Origin of the sequence: Sphaerisporangium melleum (assembly GCF_014646695.1) — a bacterium.
In the GTDB taxonomy this organism is placed as follows: domain Bacteria; phylum Actinomycetota; class Actinomycetes; order Streptosporangiales; family Streptosporangiaceae; genus Sphaerisporangium; species Sphaerisporangium melleum.
This window is the reverse complement of record NZ_BMNT01000040.1, coordinates 47,687-64,842: the sequence shown is the minus strand read 5'-3', so window position 1 is coordinate 64,842 and position 17,156 is coordinate 47,687. Positions and strand designations below refer to the sequence as shown.

Below are 17,156 nucleotides of genomic sequence, written 5' to 3'. Positions count from 1 at the left end.
GGGGGGTCTCCTGGGTCGGCGACGGGACGGCATTCACCCTAGGCCAGACCAATCGGCCGCGCGGCGATCCAAGCCACACGCCAGACATGTGCCGCAGATTACGGCCGAACCGAAGCCTCTCTCCCCGATGGCGCGAAACCGGCGGACCGGGCATTCCTGCCGTGCCGCCGGGCGGGCTCAGTGGCCGGCGTCCTGCCAGGTGCGGCCGGTGCCGACCGAGACGTCCAGCGGGACGCGCAGGTCGTAGGCGCCGCACATCTGGGTGACCACCAGCTCGCGCAGCGCGTCGAGCTCGCCCGTGGCCACCTCGAACAGCAACTCGTCGTGGACCTGCAGCAGCATGCGCGACCGCAGCCCGCGCTCGTGCAGGGCGCGGTGGACGTTGAGCATGGCGACCTTGATGATGTCGGCGGCCGACCCCTGGATGGGGGCGTTCAGTGCCATGCGCTCGGCCATCTCGCGGCGCTGCCGGTTGTCGCTGGTGAGGTCGGGCAGGTAACGGCGGCGGCCGAGGATGGTCTCGGTGTAGCCGTCGTGCCGGGCCTGGGCCACGATCGCCGCCAGGTAGTCGCGCACGCCGCCGAACTCCTGGAAGTACTCCTCCTTCAGCGCCCGCGCCTCGGCGACGGGGATGCTGAGCTGGCCGGACAGCCCGAAGTCGGACAGGCCGTAGGCCAGGCCGTAGTTCATCGCCTTGATGCGGGCGCGCAGCTCGCCGTCCACCTGCTCGGGCGGGATGTCGAACACCCGGGCGGCGGTGGCCTTGTGGAAGTCGTGCCCGGACTCGAAGGCCGCGATCAGCGCCTCGTCCTGCGAAAGGTGCGCCATGATCCGTAGCTCGATCTGGCTGTAGTCGGCCGTGAGCAGCGTTTCGTACCCCTCGCCGACGACGAAGCCCTGCCGGATGCGCCGCCCCTCGGCGGTGCGAATCGGGATGTTCTGCAGGTTGGGCTTCTCCGACGACAGCCGGCCGGTCGCCGCGATGATCTGGTTGTAGGTGGTGTGGATGCGCCCGTCGTCGCCGACCTCCTTGATCAGGCCCTCGACGGTGGTGCGCAGCTTGGTCTGGTCGCGGTGGCGCAGCAGGATCGTCGGCAGCTCGTTGTCGGTCTGGGTGGCCAGCGTGGCGAGCGCGTCGGCGTCGGTGGTGTAACCGGTCTTGATCTTCTTGGTCTTGGGCAGGCCGAGCTTGACGAACAGGATCTCCTGGAGCTGCTTGGGCGACCCCAGGTTGAACTGCTCGCCGACCACCCGGTGGGCCTCCTCGACGGCCTGCTTGACCGCCGCGCCGAACTCGGCCTCCAGCCCCGTGAAGTAGTCGCGGTCGGCCGCGATGCCCGCCCGCTCCAGCTCGGCGAGCACCCGCACCAGCGGCAGCTCGACCTCGCGCATCAGCCGGGCGCCGCCGCGCGGCTCCAGGTGGGCCTCCAGCGCGTCGGCGAGCTCGAGCACGGCCTGCGCCCGGACGGCGAGGTCTTCGCCGGCGTTGTCGGCCGGGTCGTCGAACAGGGCCGCCTGGCCGCCGTTGTCGGCCTCGGCGCGCAGCTCGCGGTGGAGATAGCGCAGCACGAGGTCGTCGAGCGGGAAAGAGCGCTGCCCCGGCATCGCCAGATAGGCCGCCAGGGCCGTGTCACAGGTGAGCCCGCGCAGGTCGAGCCCGTGCGCCCACAGGGCCAGCAGCGGGCCCTTGGCGTCGTGCACGGCCTTTTGCCGGGACTCGTCGGCCAGCCAGTGGCGCAGGGCGTTCTCGTCGGCCTGGGTGAGCCCGGTCAGGTCGAGGTGCGCCGCGCGGCGCCGCCCCTCGCCGCCGGCGGGCACCGCGATCGCCAGGCTCTCGATCGTGCCCGTGCCCCTGCCGTAGGAGCCCTTGACGGCCAGCCCGGCCCGGCCCTCGGGCATGGCGGCGAGCCACGCCTCGACCTCGTCGGGGCCGAGCGCGGTGACCTCGACCTCGAACCCGGAGTCGGCCTCCGGCTCGGCGGCGCCGATGCTCTGGTAGAGCCGGTCACGCAGCACACGGAACTGCAGGGTGTCGAACAGCTTGTGGATCTCGTCGCGGTCCCAGACGCCCATCTTGAGATCGGTCACGTCGGCGTCGAGCGGGACGTCGCGCCGCAGCTCGGTGAGCTGGCGGTTGTGCACGACCTGGCCGAGGTGCTCGCGGAGCTTGTCGCCGACCTTGCCCTTGACCTCGTCGACGCGATCGACCAGCTCGGTGAGCGAGCCGTACTCCTTGACCCACTTGGCCGCGGTCTTCTCGCCCACGCCGGGAATGCTCGGCAGGTTGTCGCTCGGATCGCCGCGCAGCGCCGCGAAGTCGGGATATTGCACGGGGGTCAGGCCGTACTTCTCGACAACGGCATCGGGGGTGAAGCGGGTCATGTCGCTGATGCCGCGGCGGGTCATCAGCAGGGTGACCCGGTCGTTGACGAGCTGGAGCGCGTCGCGGTCACCGGTGACGATCAGGACGTCCATGTCGCGCTCGGCGGCCTGGTGGGCGAGCGTGGCGATCAGGTCGTCGGCCTCATACCCGGCGAGCGACAGCCGGGGGATGCGCAGGGCGTCGAGCACCTCGAAGATCAGGCTGACCTGGCCGCGGAAGTCGTCGGGCGTCTCCGCGCGGTTGGCCTTGTAGTGTTCGTACGCCTCGTGCCGGAAGGTGGGCTCGGACCGGTCGAAGCAGACCACGACGTGGCTCGGCCGCTCGTCGCGCAGGACGTTGATCAGCATGGACGTGAAGCCGTACACCGCCTCGGTGTGCTGGCCCTCGGTCGTCATGAGGTTCGCGTCCTTCAACGCGTAGAACGCGCGGTACGCCAGGGAGTGCCCGTCCAGCAGGAGCAGACGGGGGCGGGCGGGGGTCGGTTCCTTCTTCGGCACACGTGCAGCCTAGTCTCCATGTACGACAGAACACGGCCCCGTGTGCAAGTGGAGGCATCTCCTTGACCATGCTGACCCCGGAGGACCAGGCACGTCTGGACGCGCTGTACGGCGCCGACCAGAAGAGCGGGCTCCTCGCCACGATGGGCATCGAGTTCCTGGAGGTCAAGGCCGGTCGCGTCGTGGCCCGCATGCCCGTCGAGGGCAACACCCAGCCCTACGGCCTGCTGCACGGCGGGGCCTCCTGCGTGCTGGCCGAGACCATCGGCTCCACCGGCGCCGCCGTCCACGCCGGTCCGGGGCGCATCGCCGTCGGCGTCGAGATCAACGCCACCCACCACCGGTCGGCGACCTCGGGGTACGTCACCGGTGTGGCGACCCTGCTGCACGGCGGCCGCTCGATCGCGACCTATGACATCGAGATCAGCGACGAGCAGGGCCGCCGGGTGTGCACATCCCGCCTCACCTGCATGCTTCGCGACCGCCCTGACGTTCCGCCCCACTCCTGACGCGTTTTCCCCGGCGGCCCCGAGGATACGTTTTGGCCGTCTCTTTGCACGGGAGCCTCATCGCTCGCTAGCGTTGTGACGCCAGAGCCCGTGGGTGGTCGAGTAGACAACGTGTGCGGCCGGGGAAGCCCTACATGGCCCCAAAGACCACCCGCGGGCTCCTTGCCGTCCAGAGCCGGCGGACGCCGCCTCCGGGCCGCGGCGGCGGGCCCCGCCGCGGAGTCGCGCGAGGCCGGTGCGGGGCCGTCCGAGACGGAGGTCGTCCGGCCCCGCGGTCGTCAGCGGGCCTGGGCCTGCGTCCCCTCGGAGTCCGCGTCCGCGGAGGTCGCGGAGCTCGCGGAGTCCGCGGTGTCATCGCTCGCGTGCGTCGGGTCGAGCACCCGCTTGAGGAAGGTCCGCGTGCGTTCGTGCCGGGGCGCGCCGATCACCTGCTCCGGCGGACCCTCCTCCACGACCACGCCGCCGTCCATGAACACCACGCGGTCGGCGACCTCCCGCGCGAAGCTCATCTCGTGCGTGACGATCAGCATGGTCATGCCGTCGCGCGCCAGGTCGCGCATCACCGACAGCACGTCGCCGACCAGCTCGGGGTCCAGCGCGGAGGTCGGCTCGTCGAACAGCATCAGGTCGGGGTCCATGGCCAGGGCCCGGGCGATCGCCACCCGCTGCTGCTGGCCACCGGACAGTTGCGGCGGGTAGGCGTCGCACTTGTCGCCGACGCCGACCTTGGCGAGGTTCTCCCGGGCCACCCGCTCGGCCTCGGCCTTGCCGCGCCTGAGCACCCGCCGCTGGGCGATCATGACGTTGGCGAGGACGGTCAGGTGCGGGAACAGGTTGAACGACTGGAACACCATGCCGAGCCTGCGCCGGGCCGCGTCGATGTCGACGTCGGGATCGGTCAGCTCGACGCCGTTCACCCGCACCGTGCCCTTGGTGGGCTGTTCGAGCAGGTTGACGCACCTCAGCAGGGTCGACTTGCCCGAACCGGACGGGCCGATGACGCAGACGACCTGGCCCTCGTCCACGGTGAAGTCGATGCCCTTGAGGACCTCCAGCTCGCCGAAGTGCTTGTGCAGGTCCGTGATCTCGACCGCGTGCGGCATCGCGGTCACCGTCCCTTCGCCTGACGCCGCTCCAGGCGGCTCGCGAGATAGCCCAGCGGGATCGTGACCAGCAGGTACGTCAGGCCCACCACCATGATGGGGGTGGCGTTGGCCGTCTCGGACGCCAGGTCGTTGCCGAACTTGGTCAGCTCGACGTACTCGCCGCTCACGCCGAGGAACAGCACCAGCGAGGAGTCCTTGAGCAGGGCGACGAACTGGTTGGTCGTCGGCGGGATCACGATGCGGATGGCCTGCGGGATGATCACCGAGATCATCGCCCGCGCGTGCGACATGCCGAGCGAGCGCGCCGCCTCCATCTGTCCCTTGGGAACGGCCTGCAAGCCGGCCCGCAGCGTCTCGGCCATGTACGCGGAGCTGACGATGGTCAGGCCGAGGATGCCGAGGCCGTAGGTGCCGCCGGGCAGCCAGAAGCCGGGCAGCGCGAGCGGCAGGAACAGGATGAACAGGAAGATGAGCAGCGCCGGCAGACCGCGGAAGATCTCGATGTAGACCACGGCGATCCAGCGGTACGGGCGTACCGAGGACAGCCGCATCAGCGCGAGCAGCAGGCCACCGATCGAGCCGAAGACGAAGCCGCCGACGGTGTAGATGATGGTGTTCCTGAGGGCGACCGTGAACACCTCGGGGAACGCCTTGACCGCCACGTCCATCTTGGCGAAGTTCAGGGCGAGCCCCTGCCAGTTGACCAGGAGGGCGACCGCGACCACCGCGGCGGCCAGCACGACGTACTGGACGGCGCGGCTGATGCGCTGCCTTTTTCGCGGGCTGAGCCGGGACCCGCCGGGCGCGCGCCCGGCGGGTCCGGCCGGCTCGGCCGTCATGGAGTGACCGGTCATGCGGATCAGGAGGCTCCGAGCTCGCCGGGCTTCTTACCGAACCACTTGACGAAGATCTGCTCGTAGGTGCCGTCCGACTTGGCCTTGGCGATCTCCTCGTTGACCACCTTGGCCAGGGCGTCGTTGCCCTTCTTCATGCCGATGCCGTACTGCTCGCCGGTGTCCAGGCTCGCGATCAGCTCGAACTTGTCGGCGATCTCGGGCTTCTTCAGCCAGGTGAGCACGACCGGGAGGTCCTGGATGATGACGTCGGCCTGGCCGGACTGCAGGCCCAGCAGCTCCTTGGGCGAGTCGGCGAACTCGGTGGGGTTGAGGCCCTTGCCCTTGGCGAAGTCCAGGCCGGTCGTGGACGCCTGCGCGCCGAGCTTGAGGCCCTTGGCCTTGACGTCCTCCAGGCTCTTGGCGCCGGTGCCCTTCTTGGCGAGCAGCGCCTGGGTGGCGTCGAAGTAGGGGTCGGAGAACAGGATGTTCTGCTTGCGCTCGTCGGTGATCGTCATGCCCGCCGCCGCCACGTCGCACTTGCCGGCGTTCATCGCGGCACCGCTCTTGATCACGGCGAAGTCGATGTCCACGATGTCCTGGGTCACCCCGAGCTTCTTGGCGACCAGGTCCACGATGTCGACGTCGAAGCCGACCACCTTGTCGCCTTCCTTGAACTGGAAGGGCTCGTACGGCAGGTTCGTGCACGTGGTCAGCTTGCCGGGGCTGATCAGCTTGATCTCGGAGGCCGCCGAGCCGGTGGCGGCCGGCGCACTCGAAGTGGTCGCACCGGTGTCCGATCCGCCGCCGCAGGCGGAGAGAAGGCATGCGGCGCTCACGACGAGCGCCCCGATTACTGGCACACGGCGACGCTTGGACCAAAAGACCACAACGTCCTCCTCTTTAGCTATATGTCGGAGTTAAGTTAACTTACCGTAACCCTGGCCATGGTCCCGCACCTGGTCACCAGGGGTATTACCGGAAAGAAACGATCGCACAACACCTGCCCCGACCTGGCGCTCCGAGCGCCGCGGGCCGTTAGTGTGCGATCGTGCGGGCGCCTCTCCTCCCGGTGGGCTTGACGCTCATCGCATCACTGACCCTGTCCGGCTGCTCCAGCGCTGCCGGGAGCCCCGGCACGCCTTCGCCGAGCCCTTCGGCGACCTATCTGGTCCCCCCGCAGACCGCGCGGCCGGACGAGACGGTGATCAAGGCGCCGCTGGTGACGGACGGCCTGATGCGCTTCCGGGTCCTGGCGTTCCGCGATGGCATGCCCAGCCTGGTGGGCAGCCACGCCGAATGGCCGGCCAAGGGGCAGTACGTCCGGGTCCGCGTCCTCATCGAGAGCATCGACCGCAGCAACCAGAAGTTCGATGCCAAAGAGCAGCTCGCGGTCGCCTCCGACGGGCGCACCTTCCATGTCGACCTCGCCGCCCAGACCACCAAACGCCAGCCGTTCGAGCTGCAGGTCGGCAGCTTCGTGCGCATGGAGTTCGACCTGTGGTTCGACGTGCCCAAGGACGTGAAGATCACCAAGATGCGCTTCTTCGGCGACCCGCCACTCGGCGTCATCGGCCGGTCCAAGGGCGTCGAGGTCACCATTCGCTGACGGGAGCCACCGGGTCGGCTGTGCGGGCAGACTCAGTGCCGATAGCCGCTGGTGCGTGAGCACTCTCCTCCCCCGGCCCCTGAGGCCCCGGGATCAGATCGTGCCCTCGTCCGAGCGGGCCTGCGCACCCGCCGGCTTCCTGCGCGGTTTCGCTCCAGGCGAGGTCCCGACGCGGTGGCGGCCCGGCCGAAGGCTCCGGCCGGGCCGTCTTGCCGCGAACGTCGTCCGCGCGGTGCCTCAGTGGGCGCCGAGCTCGCCGCCGAGGTAGGCCTCCCGCACCTGCGGGTCGTCCAGCAGCTCCGAGGCCGGCGCCGACTTAACCACCCGCCCGGTCTCCAGCACGTACGCCCGGTGGGCGAGCTGGAGCGCCTGCTGGGCGTTCTGCTCGACCAGCAGCACGGTGGTGCCGCGGTTGTTGATCTCCTTGATGATCGAGAAGATCTGGGCGACCAGCATGGGAGCCAGGCCCATCGACGGCTCGTCGAGCAGCAGGACCTTCGGCTTGCTCATCAGCGCGCGGCCGATGGCGACCATCTGCTGCTCGCCGCCCGACATCGTGCCGCCCGCCTGGTTCCTGCGCTCGGCCAGCCGGGGGAACAGCTCGAAGACCTCATCGAGATCCTTGGAGAAGTCGCCCGTACGGGTGTAGGCGCCCATCAGGAGGTTCTCGGTGACCGTCATGCCGGGGAACACGCCACGCCCTTCGGGGGACTGCCCGATGCCGGCCAGCACCCGCTTGTGCCCGGGGAGCTTGCTGATGTCCTTGCCGTCGAAGGTGACAGAACCCGACGACAGCGGGCGCAGACCCGAGATGGTCTTCAGCGTCGTCGTCTTGCCGGCGCCGTTGGCGCCGATCAGGGTGACGATCTCCCCTTCGGCGACCTCGAGCGAGATGCCCTTGATCGCCTCGATCTTGCCGTAGTGGACGTGCATGTCCTTGACTTCAAGAAGCATCTGCGGGAGCCCCCAAGTACGCCTCGATGACCCGCGGGTCGTTCTGCACCTCGGCGGGCAGACCGTCGGCGATCTTCTGTCCGAAGTCCAGCACCGCGATGCGGTCGCTGATGCCCATGACCAGGGCCATGTCATGCTCGATCAGCAGCACGGTGCGCCCGGCGTCGCGGATCTTGCGGATCAGGCCCTGCAGAGACTCCTTCTCGGCCGGGTTCATGCCGGCGGCCGGCTCGTCCAGCAGCAGGAGCTTGGGCTTGGTCGCGAGCGCCCGCGCGATCTCCAGCCGGCGCTGGTCGCCGTAGGGAAGGTTCTTGGCGGTCTCCTCGGCCCGGTGCGCGATGCCGACGAACTCCAGCAGCTCGTGGGCCATCTCCTTGCCCTCGCGCTCCTCGTTGCGGTGCCAGGGCAAGCCGAGCGCCGCGCTGAACATGCCCGCGCGATGGTGGGCGTCGGCGCCCACCATGACGTTCTCCAGCGCCGACATGTTGTGGAACAGCCGGATGTTCTGGAAGGTGCGGGCGACGCCGCGCTTGGTGACCTTGAAGCGCTTCATGCCGTCGATGCGGTCACCGTCGAACATCACCCGCCCCGACGTCGGCTGGTAGACGCCGGTGACGACATTGAACACGGTGGTCTTGCCGGCGCCGTTCGGGCCGATGAGCGCGAAGATCTCGCCCTCGTTGACGGTGAGTTCGACCTCGCGCAGGGCGACGACACCGCCGAACTGCATCTTGACGCTCTGCAGCTGCAGCAGCGGACGCGGCTCGCTCATTTGGCTGCCCCCTCGGGCTCGGCGTGGGCCTGCGGATCAGGAACCTCCGCGCCCATGGCGCCCATGCCACCCGTCCCCTCGGCCAGCTCTGCCTTGCGCCGGCGGGAGGGCAGCAGGCCCTCCGGACGGAAGATCATCAGGGCGACCAGCGCGGCGCCGAAGACCATGATGCGGTACTCCGACAGGCCGCGGAACCGCTCGGGCAGCCAGGCGACCAGGAAGGCGCCCAGTATGACGCCGGGGATGTTGCCCGAGCCGCCGAGCACGACCGCCGCGAGGATGGTCGCCGACAGCATGAAGAGGAAGTCGTTGGGGTTGATCGAGATGGTCTTGCCCGCCCAGACCACACCCATGGCGCCGCCGATGGAGGCGCCGATCGCGAAGGCCAGCAGCTTGAACTTGAAGGTCGGCACGCCCATGACCTCGGCGGCGTCCTCGTCCTCGCGGATGGCGGCCCAGGCGCGGCCGACGCGGCTCTTCTCCCAGCGCTTGACGAAGATGATGATCAGCGTGGCCACCACCACCAGCAGGTAGTAGTACGGCCGGGGGTCGAGCACCCCGTAGTGGAAGATGTCCACTCCGAAGATCACCACGCCGTCGATGCTCGGCGGGTGCGGGATGCCGGCGATGCCGCGCGGGCCGCCGATCGCGTCGGTGTTCTCGGCGGTCTGGCGGACGATCTCACCGAAGCCGAGGGTCACGATGGCGAGGTAGTCGCCGCGCAGGCGCAGCGTGGGCCCGCCGAGCACCACTCCGGAGATCGCCGACAGGATGACTCCCGCGATGAGGATCTCCCAGAAGTTCAGCCCCAGACGGGTGCCGAGCAGGGCCATCGAGTAGCCGCCGATGGCGAAGAAGGCGACGAACCCGAGGTCCAGCAGGCCGGCCTGGCCGACGACGATGTTCAGGCCGATCGCCAGCACGATGTAGGTGCCGACCGGGAAGAACAGGACGCTCGCCCAGTCGCTGTAGGGCGACATGAAGTGCCCGATGGACTCCGACGGCAGCAACAGCGCGCCGATGAACAGCAGGACGTAGACGGTCCAGCGCTGCCAGCCCGGAGCGGTCGCCCAGCGGTCGCGGACGCGGTCGGTGAACGCGCCCATGGCGTTCCTGCTTGCGGTGAGTGTGGAGTTCGTGCTCATGCGCGTGCCTGCTGGAGTGATTCACCGAGGATGCCGGTGGGGCGGAACATCAGGACCAGGACGAGAACCGAGAACGCGATGACATCCTTCCATCCCGAGCCGAAGATCGCCGCGCCGTAGTTCTCGATCAGACCGAGGAACAGGCCGCCGAGCAGGGCTCCGCGTAGGTTGCCGATGCCGCCGAGCACCGCCGCGGTGAACGCCTTGATGCCGAGGAGGAAGCCGATGGAGAACTTGGTGACCTCGAACTGCAGGACGAACAGCGCGCCGGCGACGCCGGCCATCAGTCCGCCGATCAGGAACGTGACCCGCACGATTTTGTCGATGTCCACGCCCATCAGCACCGCGGTCTCCGGGTCCTGGGAGGTGGCCCGGATGCCGCGGCCGATCTTGGTGCGGTTGACCAGCAGGTCCAGCAGGACCATCATGCCGAGCGCGGCCACGAAGATGATGACCTGGTCGACGCGGACCTGCGCGCCGCCGATGCTGAAGAGGGTGTCCTTCTCCATGATGCGGGCCACACCCATCTGGTTGCGGCCCTGCTGCGGACGGTTGAAGACGTAGGGAATGATGACCAGGGCGAAGAGCTCCTGCAGGAAGAGCGAGGCGCCGATGGCCGAGATGAGCGCGGCGAGCCGCGAGGCGCCGCGTTTGCGCAGCGGGCGGTAGGCGATGCGTTCGAGCAGCATGGCCGAGCCCGCCGATGCGGCGCCGCCGGCCAGCACCAGGAGCAGCAGGCCGCCGACGAGCGCCAGCCCGGTCAGCGGCTTGGTCACGCCCATGACCATCACCACGAACGCCGACGCCATGGTGCCGATCATGAAGATCTCGGAATGCGCGAAGTTGATGAGGCGCAGCACGCCGTAGACCATCGTGTAGCCGAGGGCGACCAGGCCGTAGATCGCGCCGAGGATGAGGCCGTCGATCGTGTACGGCCAGAAAGAGCCGAGGAGATTATCGAACACGGGGTTTCGCTTTCAAGGGAGCCTTAACGCCAGGTCGGGCACGGACAGGGGCGGGAGCGCCGTCGCGTTTCCCGCCCCTCATTACTGACCTTGCCGTGCCGTCCGTCAGCTCAGCTTGGCCGTCGTCGTGTCGCCGAGCAGCCCGATCTGGCCGTCCTTGACCTGGTACATGTAGATCGACTTCGCCGAAGGCTCACCAGTGGGGTCGAAGCTGATGTGCTTGGAGATGCCGTCGAAGTCCGACTTACCGACCGCCTCGTTGATCGCGTCGGCCGTGGTGGCGCCGCCGGCGATCGCCTTGGTGAAGGCGGTCATGGCGTCGTAGCCCTCGGTCGCGTAGATCAGCGGGTCGGCGCCGAACTTCGCCTTGTAGTCGGCGGCGAACTTCTTGACCTTCTCGTCGGTCTCGGCCGAGGTCGGGATGCGGCACGGGCAGCCGATGAGCGCGCCCTCGGCCTGCGCGGCGCCGGCGCTCTCGATGATGCCCTTGTCCAGCGAGCCGTCACCGGAGAAGAACTTCGCCTGCACGCCCTTGTCCCGCAGCTGCTTGAGCAGCTTGCCGGCGCCGGCGTAGTAACCACCGAAGAAGATGGCGTCCGGCTTGGCGGAGACGGCCTTGTTCACGGTCGAGGAGTAGTCGGTCGCGTTCGGGTCGAGCGCGTCGTCGCTGACCGTGGCGCCCTTGGTCTTGAGCTGGGCGCGCACGGCGTCGGCCAGGCCCTTGCCGTACTCGGACTTGTCGTCGACCACGAAGACGTTCTTGGCCGCCGCGGCGCCGGCGATGAAGTCGGCGATCGACGGGCCCTGCACGCCATCGTTGGGCACGACGCGGTGCCAGTACTTCCAGCCGTTCTTGGCGAGGTCGACGTTGGTGGCCGAGGCGGAGATGTTCGGGATCTTCGCCTCCTCCAGCACCGGCACGGCCTGCTTGGACTCACCCGAGAAGGCCGGACCCACCAGCGCGACGACCTTGTCGTCCTTGATCGCCTTCTGCGCCAGGTTGACGGCCGTCGTCGCGTCGGCGCGGCTGTCGTACTTGATCATTTCGATCTTGACCTTGGGGTTGGTCGCGTTGTACTCGTCCACGGCAAGCTGCGCACCGTTGCTCGGCGGGATGACGATGCCGGAACTCTCACCGGAGAGGTCGCCCATGAAGCCGATCTTCAGCGTCGTGGGCGCCGCCGAGTCACCGCCACCGGTCGTCGAACCCGTGTCACCGCCACCACCACAAGCGGCGAGACCAACGGTAAGTGCCACACCGACGGCGAGCACGCCCCCGAGGCGAGCAATCTTGGGCCGCAAGGTTGCCTTCCTTTCGCCTGATCCCACGTGCCGGGATCGGGTTTCACAGAGCCACCCTGGCGATCTGGCCAGGAGTTGTTGACGGCATTACACCCAGCTCAAGTCACAGGTCGGTACAGAGTCACATCACGTTACCGCTTCGTTATCGCAACGGTCCTCTACGGCGATCACCCGGAAAAGTAAAGGTCACATCGATGTCCGTGGCCGGGCATCGAAGATCCACTCAGGGTGATCGGCCGCACTCCCTCGACGGTCACGGGCCGAACCTTGACTCCGGAACCGGGGCGGCGGTCGGCCTCGCGGTCATGCGTCAAGACCCGTTCGCGCCCGGACGACGTGCCGGCCCCGCCGGCGGCGGGCGGCTCCGGCCGTCCGGGCCCGGAGACGCCGCCGCCTTCGGGTCAGGACTCCTCGGCGGCCGGTCTGGACTCGGCGTCGGCGACCACCGCCTGGGCGACCTGGCGCATGCTCAGCCGGCGGTCCATGGAGGCCTTCTGGATCCACCGGAAGGCCTGTGGCTCGGTCCAGCCATGCTCGGTCATCAGCAGGCCCTTGGCCCGCTCGACGAGCTTGCGGGTCTCAAGACGCTCGCCGAGCGTGCTGACCTCGCGTTCGAGCGCCGCGATCTCCTCGTGCCTGCTCACCGCCATCTCGATCGCCGGGACCAGGTCGGACTTGGTGAACGGCTTGACCAGATACGCCATCGCGCCGGCGTCCCGCGCCCGCTCGACCAGGTCGCGCTGGGAGAACGCCGTCAAGATCAGGCACGGCGCGACCCGCTCGGACACGATGCGCTCGGCGGCCGAGATGCCGTCCAGTATGGGCATCTTGACGTCCAGGATCACCAGATCGGGACGTTGCTCCAGGGCCAGCTTGATCGCCGTCTCGCCGTCACCGGCCTCACCGGTGACGGCATAGCCCTCTTCCTCCAGCATCTCCTTCAAATCGAGGCGGATCAGCGCCTCGTCTTCCGCGATCACCACTCGCCGCTGCGTACTCACGACCAAGAGAGTACCGACGTCCGCTAGATTAGGGGCACGAGCACCACGGCGCCCCGATAGACCAACGGCAGAGTCGATGGCCTCAAAATCCATACAGTGTGGGTTCGAATCCCACTCGGGGCACTCACGCCACCCCTTGCGACCGCGCGGCCACCGCCGCGCGGTTTCTTTTTCGCCCGGCCTCATCTCGCCCCGCCCGCCTGGTGACAGGCTCGCACGCCCGTCCGGGGCCCTCACCCTTGCGCGGCGCGGCGCCGCTCCCCCGTCCCGCCGCGACGGTGGACCGAGCAGCCGCCCTCCCCTTCCGCGGGAAAGCCCCTGGAAACGGCTACGGCGCCGCTGGAGGGCGGCGCCGTAGCAGAAACGGGTGATTTCCGGTCAGCTCGAGGAGGACAGGGCAGAGCCGATCGTGTGGACCCGCAGGGAGTTGGTGGAGCCGTGGTTGCCGGGAGGCGAACCGGCGACGATGACCACCTTGTCGCCCTTCTCGTAGCGGCCCAGGGACAGCAGGGCCGACTCGACCTGGCGGACCATGTCGTCGGTGTGGTGGACGAACGGCACCTCGAAGGTCTCCACGCCCCAGGTGAGCGCGAGCTGCCCGCGCACGTGCGAGGCCGAGGTGAAGGCCAGCAGCGGGATCGGCGAACGGTAGCGGGCCAGGCGGCGGGCGGTCTCACCCGACATGGTGAACGCGCACAGCGCCTTGGCGCCGACGATGGCGCCGACCTCGGCCGCCGCGCGGGCGATGGCGCCGCCGGTGGTCTCGGGCCGGCGGTCGAAGGTGTGCGTCCACTCCAGCGTGTCGTCCTCGGCGGCCGTGGCGATGCGGGCCATGGTGGCGACCGACTCGACCGGGAAGTCGCCGACCGAGGTCTCGCCGGACAGCATGACCGCGTCGGCGCCGTCCATGACGGCGTAGGCGACGTCGGACGCCTCCGCGCGGGTGGGCCGGGGGGCGGTCATCATCGAGTCGAGCATCTGGGTGGCCACGATGACCGGGTGGGCCTTCTCGCGGGCCAGGGCGATGGCGCGGCGCTGGACGATCGGCACCTGCTCCAGCGGGAGCTCCACGCCGAGGTCGCCGCGGGCGACCATGATGCCGTCGAACGCGTCGACGATCTCCTCCAGGTGCTCGACCGCCTGGGGCTTCTCGATCTTGGCGAGGAGCGGCAGGTGGACGCCCTCCTCGTCCATGATGGCGCGGACGATCTGGGCGTCCTCGGGGCTGCGCACGAAGGACAGCGCGATCATGTCGAAGCCGGTGCGCAGCGCCCAGCGCAGGTCTTCCTCGTCCTTCTCGGTGAGGGCGGGGGCCGAGACCGCGACACCGGGAAGGTTGAGGCCCTTGTTGTTGGAGATCATGCCGCCGACCAGGACCTTGGTCACCACGCGGGGACCGTCGACGGCGGTGGCCTCCAGGACGAGGCGGCCGTCGTCGACCAGGATCTTGTCGCCCGGGTTCACGTCGGACGGCAGGCCCTCGTAGGTGGTGGACACCATCTCGCGGTCGCCCGGGACGTCCTCGGTGGTGATGGTGAAGACGTCACCGAAGCCCAGGCGCACCGGGCCCTCGGCGAACCGGCCGACGCGGATCTTGGGGCCCTGCAGGTCGGCGAGGATGCCCACGGCCTTGCCGAGCTCGGCCGCCGCCTCGCGGACCCGGCCGTGGATCTCCTTGTGGAGCTCGTGGCTCCCGTGGCTGAGGTTGAACCGCGCGACGTTCATCCCGGCGGCGATCAGCTCGCGCAGCCGCTCGGGAGATGAGGTGGCGGGCCCCAGTGTGCAGACAATCTTCGCTCGACGACTCACAAAGTCCTACCCTAATTGGTACAGACCACTTGGCGATGACCAAGACCACAGCGCCCGGGGAACTCCGGGTGACAGATGCCTTGCCATCGCGTGCGCTCAGGCACGTCGTCGCAGGTGGGCCCGGCGATCGGGCGGCGACCACGACCGGCGCGGAAGGGCGCGCGAGGTCCGTATTCGTCTTCAGTCTCGTGCAGAAGGATAGTTGCCGCCGCGAGCGCGTGTGAGCGGTATGCCACCTTGGGCCCGCGGCGGCCCGCCCCGCGCGCCGTCCGCGCCGTGCTTCGGGCCGCCACGATTGCCCTCCCGGCCCGGCGCGCACCGGGCCTGGAGGGACGCCTCAGCCCCTGGTCGTGGCCGCTCGGTAGGCGTTGACCATCCCGTGCCCGTAGAAGCCGTTCTTGGCCGGCCCGCCCGCGCACACGTGGGTCTCCTCGCTCACGGTGTAGGTGGTCGAGCCGGAGGCCGGGCACTTCACCCGGGTGGCCGTGGCGTACAGCATGCGCTCCACCTTCTCCGGTGACATGGCCAGACCGCCCTTGCCGGGCTTGCCGAAGCGGCTGATCAGGATCGCGGCCACGCCCGCGGCGTGCGGGGCGGCCATCGAGGTGCCCGAGAGGTACTGGTAGTAGGCGCAGTGGCCGTGGTGGCACTCGCGCACCACCGAGGAGCCGGTGGGCTTGCCCGACTTGTCGATGAGCTTCTCCCGGCGCAGCACGTGGGCCGGGGCGGCGGCGAGGATCTCCCTGGCCGTGCCCTTCAGCGAGGTACCCTCGTCGGAGGGGTCGCCGCCCGGGGCCGACAGGTCGGTCTGCTCGGTGCCGTAGTCGGAGTACCAGGCCTTGCGCTTGCTCGGGCCGACGGCGGAGACCGAGATGACGCCCCGCGACTCGGCGGGGACGTTCAGGCAGGAGTTGTCGATCGTGCGCTCGCGCTCCTTGCCGAGCGGGTAGCCGGGGCTCTCCTTGTCGGAGGTGGGGGCGCCGAGGTCGCTGGAGCCGTTGCCGAGCGCGCTGATGAGCGTGACGCCGCGGGCGCGGGCGTAGTCGAGCGCCCGCTGCACGCCGGTGATGATGCCGGACTGCTGGAGCTGGTCGGCCTTGGAGTCGGCCGGGTTGCTCGTGCAGTTGAACGTCCAGGGGTCGACGAAGAAGCTCATGTTGACCACGTCGATGCCCGCGTCGCCGGCGTAGGTCAGCGCGTCCATCACCGGCTTGAGGAAGAAGAACCCGTAGTCGGTGCCGGCGCGGACGTTGACCAGCGACACGTTCGGGGCGACGCCCGCGACGCCGATGCCGTTGAGCGGAGAGCCGATGGTGCTGGCGACGTGGGTGCCGTGGCCGTCATCGTCCATGTCGGCGGCGTCCTTGCAGCCCTTGACCTCGCACGGGCCGTCGAGCTCCTTGCCGTTCGGGTCCTTGGGCTGGTCGGTGACGAAGTTACGGCTCAGCGCCCGGTTGAAGTTGGCGGCGATGTCGGGGTGCCTGCCGTCCACGCCGGTGTCGATGATGCCGACCAGGACCTTCCTGCTGCCCCGCGCCTTGGCGTAGGAGCCGGTGGCGGTGGCGCCGATCATCTTCATGTCCCACTGGCGGCCCGAGAGCGGGTCCGCGCCGCGGGCGGCGCCCTTGGCGGACGGCCCGGCGGCCGGTGCGCCCGAAGCCGCGGAAGAGGCGGCGGGCAGCGCGGATGGACCGGTGAGCGACAGCGGCGCGGTGGCCGGGCCGGTGGCCGCGCCCAGGGCTGTGGTCGCGCCGATCTTGCGGTTGCCGGTGACGCCGATGACGGCCTGGCTCGCGCCGAGCCGCTCGGCGAAGGCCGCGCCGGGGCCGCGGGCGACGATGTACCCGAGCTTGGCGTCGACCGCCGCGACGGCGCCTCCGGCCGCCCGGACCGCGCGCAGCGCCTCGGCCTGCCCGCCGGCCCGGTGGAAGACGAGGTACTCGCCGTGGCCCGCGGACGCGGGCGCGGCGGCCCCGGCCGGGACCGCACCCGTGACCAGCGAAGCGGCGGCGAGCGTGCCCGCCATCGCGAGCGAAACGGCGGCGCCCGCCAGGCGTCTGTACCCCCGCACCATTGACCTTCCCCTCATGCCTGTCCTAGAGAACGAGGCAGCATCTTTCAGGGGATCGAGCACCAAAGCAAGTTGCGAACAAACACCCCGGCATTCGACCCATTAGACCTACATATAGCGATAAAACTGTAAAGGGGGGCCGAAATCATACGAAAAGGACGGCGTCCCACGAGGGGACGCCGTCCTCGTCAGCTCATCCC

The 17,156-nt window shown here is 69.3% G+C and carries 14 protein-coding genes and 1 tRNA gene; 3 read left to right on the top strand and 12 right to left on the bottom strand.

From position 1 onward, the window contains the following. Positions 1 to 177: 177 nt before the first annotated feature. The gene (gene polA, locus IEY93_RS29870) at positions 178 to 2,880 is read right to left on the bottom strand and encodes a DNA polymerase I (protein WP_189166487.1); all 2,703 of its coding nucleotides are present in this window, start codon (positions 2,878 to 2,880) and stop codon (positions 178 to 180) included. A 143-nt stretch (positions 2,881 to 3,023) separates the two neighbouring features. On the opposite strand from polA, the gene IEY93_RS29865 reads away from it, so the two are divergent. Then, on the top strand, positions 3,024 to 3,389 hold the full coding sequence (locus IEY93_RS29865; RefSeq protein WP_372444485.1) for a PaaI family thioesterase: 366 nt from the start codon (positions 3,024 to 3,026) through the stop codon (positions 3,387 to 3,389). 278 nt (positions 3,390 to 3,667) lie between these two features. Here IEY93_RS29865 and IEY93_RS29860 read toward each other — a convergent pair whose 3' ends face one another. The 3 genes from IEY93_RS29860 to IEY93_RS29850 are packed head-to-tail and all read right to left on the bottom strand — an operon-like array spanning position 3,668 to position 6,191. Continuing rightward, the gene (locus IEY93_RS29860) at positions 3,668 to 4,492 is read right to left on the bottom strand and encodes an amino acid ABC transporter ATP-binding protein (RefSeq protein ID WP_189166486.1); all 825 of its coding nucleotides are present in this window, start codon (positions 4,490 to 4,492) and stop codon (positions 3,668 to 3,670) included. 5 nt (positions 4,493 to 4,497) lie between these two features. Further along, entirely contained in the window at positions 4,498 to 5,349 is an 852-nt protein-coding gene (locus IEY93_RS29855; protein ID WP_189166485.1) for an amino acid ABC transporter permease, read from the bottom strand. 5 nt (positions 5,350 to 5,354) lie between these two features. Further along, positions 5,355 to 6,191, bottom strand: a complete 837-nt coding sequence (locus IEY93_RS29850) for an ABC transporter substrate-binding protein (RefSeq protein WP_229691587.1) — start codon at positions 6,189 to 6,191, stop codon at positions 5,355 to 5,357. Between the two features lie 188 nt (positions 6,192 to 6,379). Here IEY93_RS29850 and IEY93_RS29845 point away from each other — a divergent pair, with 188 nt between their 5' ends. After that, the gene (locus tag IEY93_RS29845; RefSeq protein WP_189166483.1) at positions 6,380 to 6,937 is read left to right on the top strand and encodes a hypothetical protein; all 558 of its coding nucleotides are present in this window, start codon (positions 6,380 to 6,382) and stop codon (positions 6,935 to 6,937) included. 237 nt (positions 6,938 to 7,174) lie between these two features. Here IEY93_RS29845 and IEY93_RS29840 read toward each other — a convergent pair whose 3' ends face one another. From IEY93_RS29840 to IEY93_RS29815, 6 genes are all read right to left on the bottom strand, one after another. Then, the gene (locus IEY93_RS29840) at positions 7,175 to 7,891 is read right to left on the bottom strand and encodes an ABC transporter ATP-binding protein (protein ID WP_189166482.1); all 717 of its coding nucleotides are present in this window, start codon (positions 7,889 to 7,891) and stop codon (positions 7,175 to 7,177) included. Continuing rightward, entirely contained in the window at positions 7,881 to 8,663 is a 783-nt protein-coding gene (locus IEY93_RS29835; protein WP_189166481.1) for an ABC transporter ATP-binding protein, read from the bottom strand. Before IEY93_RS29835 ends, IEY93_RS29840 begins: the two co-directional genes overlap by 11 nt. Beyond that, on the bottom strand, positions 8,660 to 9,808 hold the full coding sequence (locus IEY93_RS29830; RefSeq protein WP_189166480.1) for a branched-chain amino acid ABC transporter permease: 1,149 nt from the start codon (positions 9,806 to 9,808) through the stop codon (positions 8,660 to 8,662). Before IEY93_RS29830 ends, IEY93_RS29835 begins: the two co-directional genes overlap by 4 nt. Then, on the bottom strand, positions 9,805 to 10,773 hold the full coding sequence (locus IEY93_RS29825; protein WP_189166479.1) for a branched-chain amino acid ABC transporter permease: 969 nt from the start codon (positions 10,771 to 10,773) through the stop codon (positions 9,805 to 9,807). The genes IEY93_RS29830 and IEY93_RS29825 overlap by 4 nt, the downstream gene beginning before the upstream one ends. 105 nt (positions 10,774 to 10,878) lie before the next feature. Beyond that, a complete protein-coding gene (locus IEY93_RS29820) occupies positions 10,879 to 12,075 on the bottom strand; it encodes a branched-chain amino acid ABC transporter substrate-binding protein (RefSeq protein WP_189166478.1) in 1,197 nt (398 codons plus the stop codon). A 401-nt stretch (positions 12,076 to 12,476) separates the two neighbouring features. Continuing rightward, a complete protein-coding gene (locus IEY93_RS29815) occupies positions 12,477 to 13,076 on the bottom strand; it encodes an ANTAR domain-containing response regulator (RefSeq protein ID WP_229691586.1) in 600 nt (199 codons plus the stop codon). A gap of 50 nt (positions 13,077 to 13,126) precedes the next feature. On the opposite strand from IEY93_RS29815, the gene IEY93_RS29810 reads away from it, so the two are divergent. Beyond that, positions 13,127 to 13,199: transfer RNA gene (locus tag IEY93_RS29810), tRNA-Leu, on the top strand. Between the two features lie 255 nt (positions 13,200 to 13,454). Here IEY93_RS29810 and pyk read toward each other — a convergent pair. Both pyk and IEY93_RS29800 read right to left on the bottom strand, forming a co-directional pair. Beyond that, a complete protein-coding gene (gene pyk / locus IEY93_RS29805; RefSeq protein ID WP_189166477.1) occupies positions 13,455 to 14,885 on the bottom strand; it encodes a pyruvate kinase in 1,431 nt (476 codons plus the stop codon). Positions 14,886 to 15,222: 337 nt separating this feature from the next. Next, complete coding sequence (locus IEY93_RS29800; protein WP_189166476.1) at positions 15,223 to 16,959, bottom strand: S8 family peptidase; 1,737 nt, start codon at positions 16,957 to 16,959, stop codon at positions 15,223 to 15,225. Between the last annotated feature and the right edge of the window lie 197 nt (positions 16,960 to 17,156).

Excerpts from the sequence above, each read along its gene's own strand:
- IEY93_RS29865 (WP_372444485.1), top strand. The coding sequence starts at position 3,024 with ATGGGCATCGAGTTCCTGGAGGTCAAGGCCGGTCGCGTCGTGGCCCGC.
- IEY93_RS29860 (WP_189166486.1), bottom strand. The coding sequence starts at position 4,492 with ATGCCGCACGCGGTCGAGATCACGGACCTGCACAAGCACTTCGGCGAG.
- IEY93_RS29855 (WP_189166485.1), bottom strand. The coding sequence starts at position 5,349 with ATGACCGGTCACTCCATGACGGCCGAGCCGGCCGGACCCGCCGGGCGC.
- IEY93_RS29840 (WP_189166482.1), bottom strand. The coding sequence starts at position 7,891 with ATGCTTCTTGAAGTCAAGGACATGCACGTCCACTACGGCAAGATCGAG.
- IEY93_RS29835 (WP_189166481.1), bottom strand. The coding sequence starts at position 8,663 with ATGAGCGAGCCGCGTCCGCTGCTGCAGCTGCAGAGCGTCAAGATGCAG.
- IEY93_RS29830 (WP_189166480.1), bottom strand. The coding sequence starts at position 9,808 with ATGAGCACGAACTCCACACTCACCGCAAGCAGGAACGCCATGGGCGCG.
- IEY93_RS29800 (WP_189166476.1), bottom strand. The coding sequence starts at position 16,959 with ATGGTGCGGGGGTACAGACGCCTGGCGGGCGCCGCCGTTTCGCTCGCG.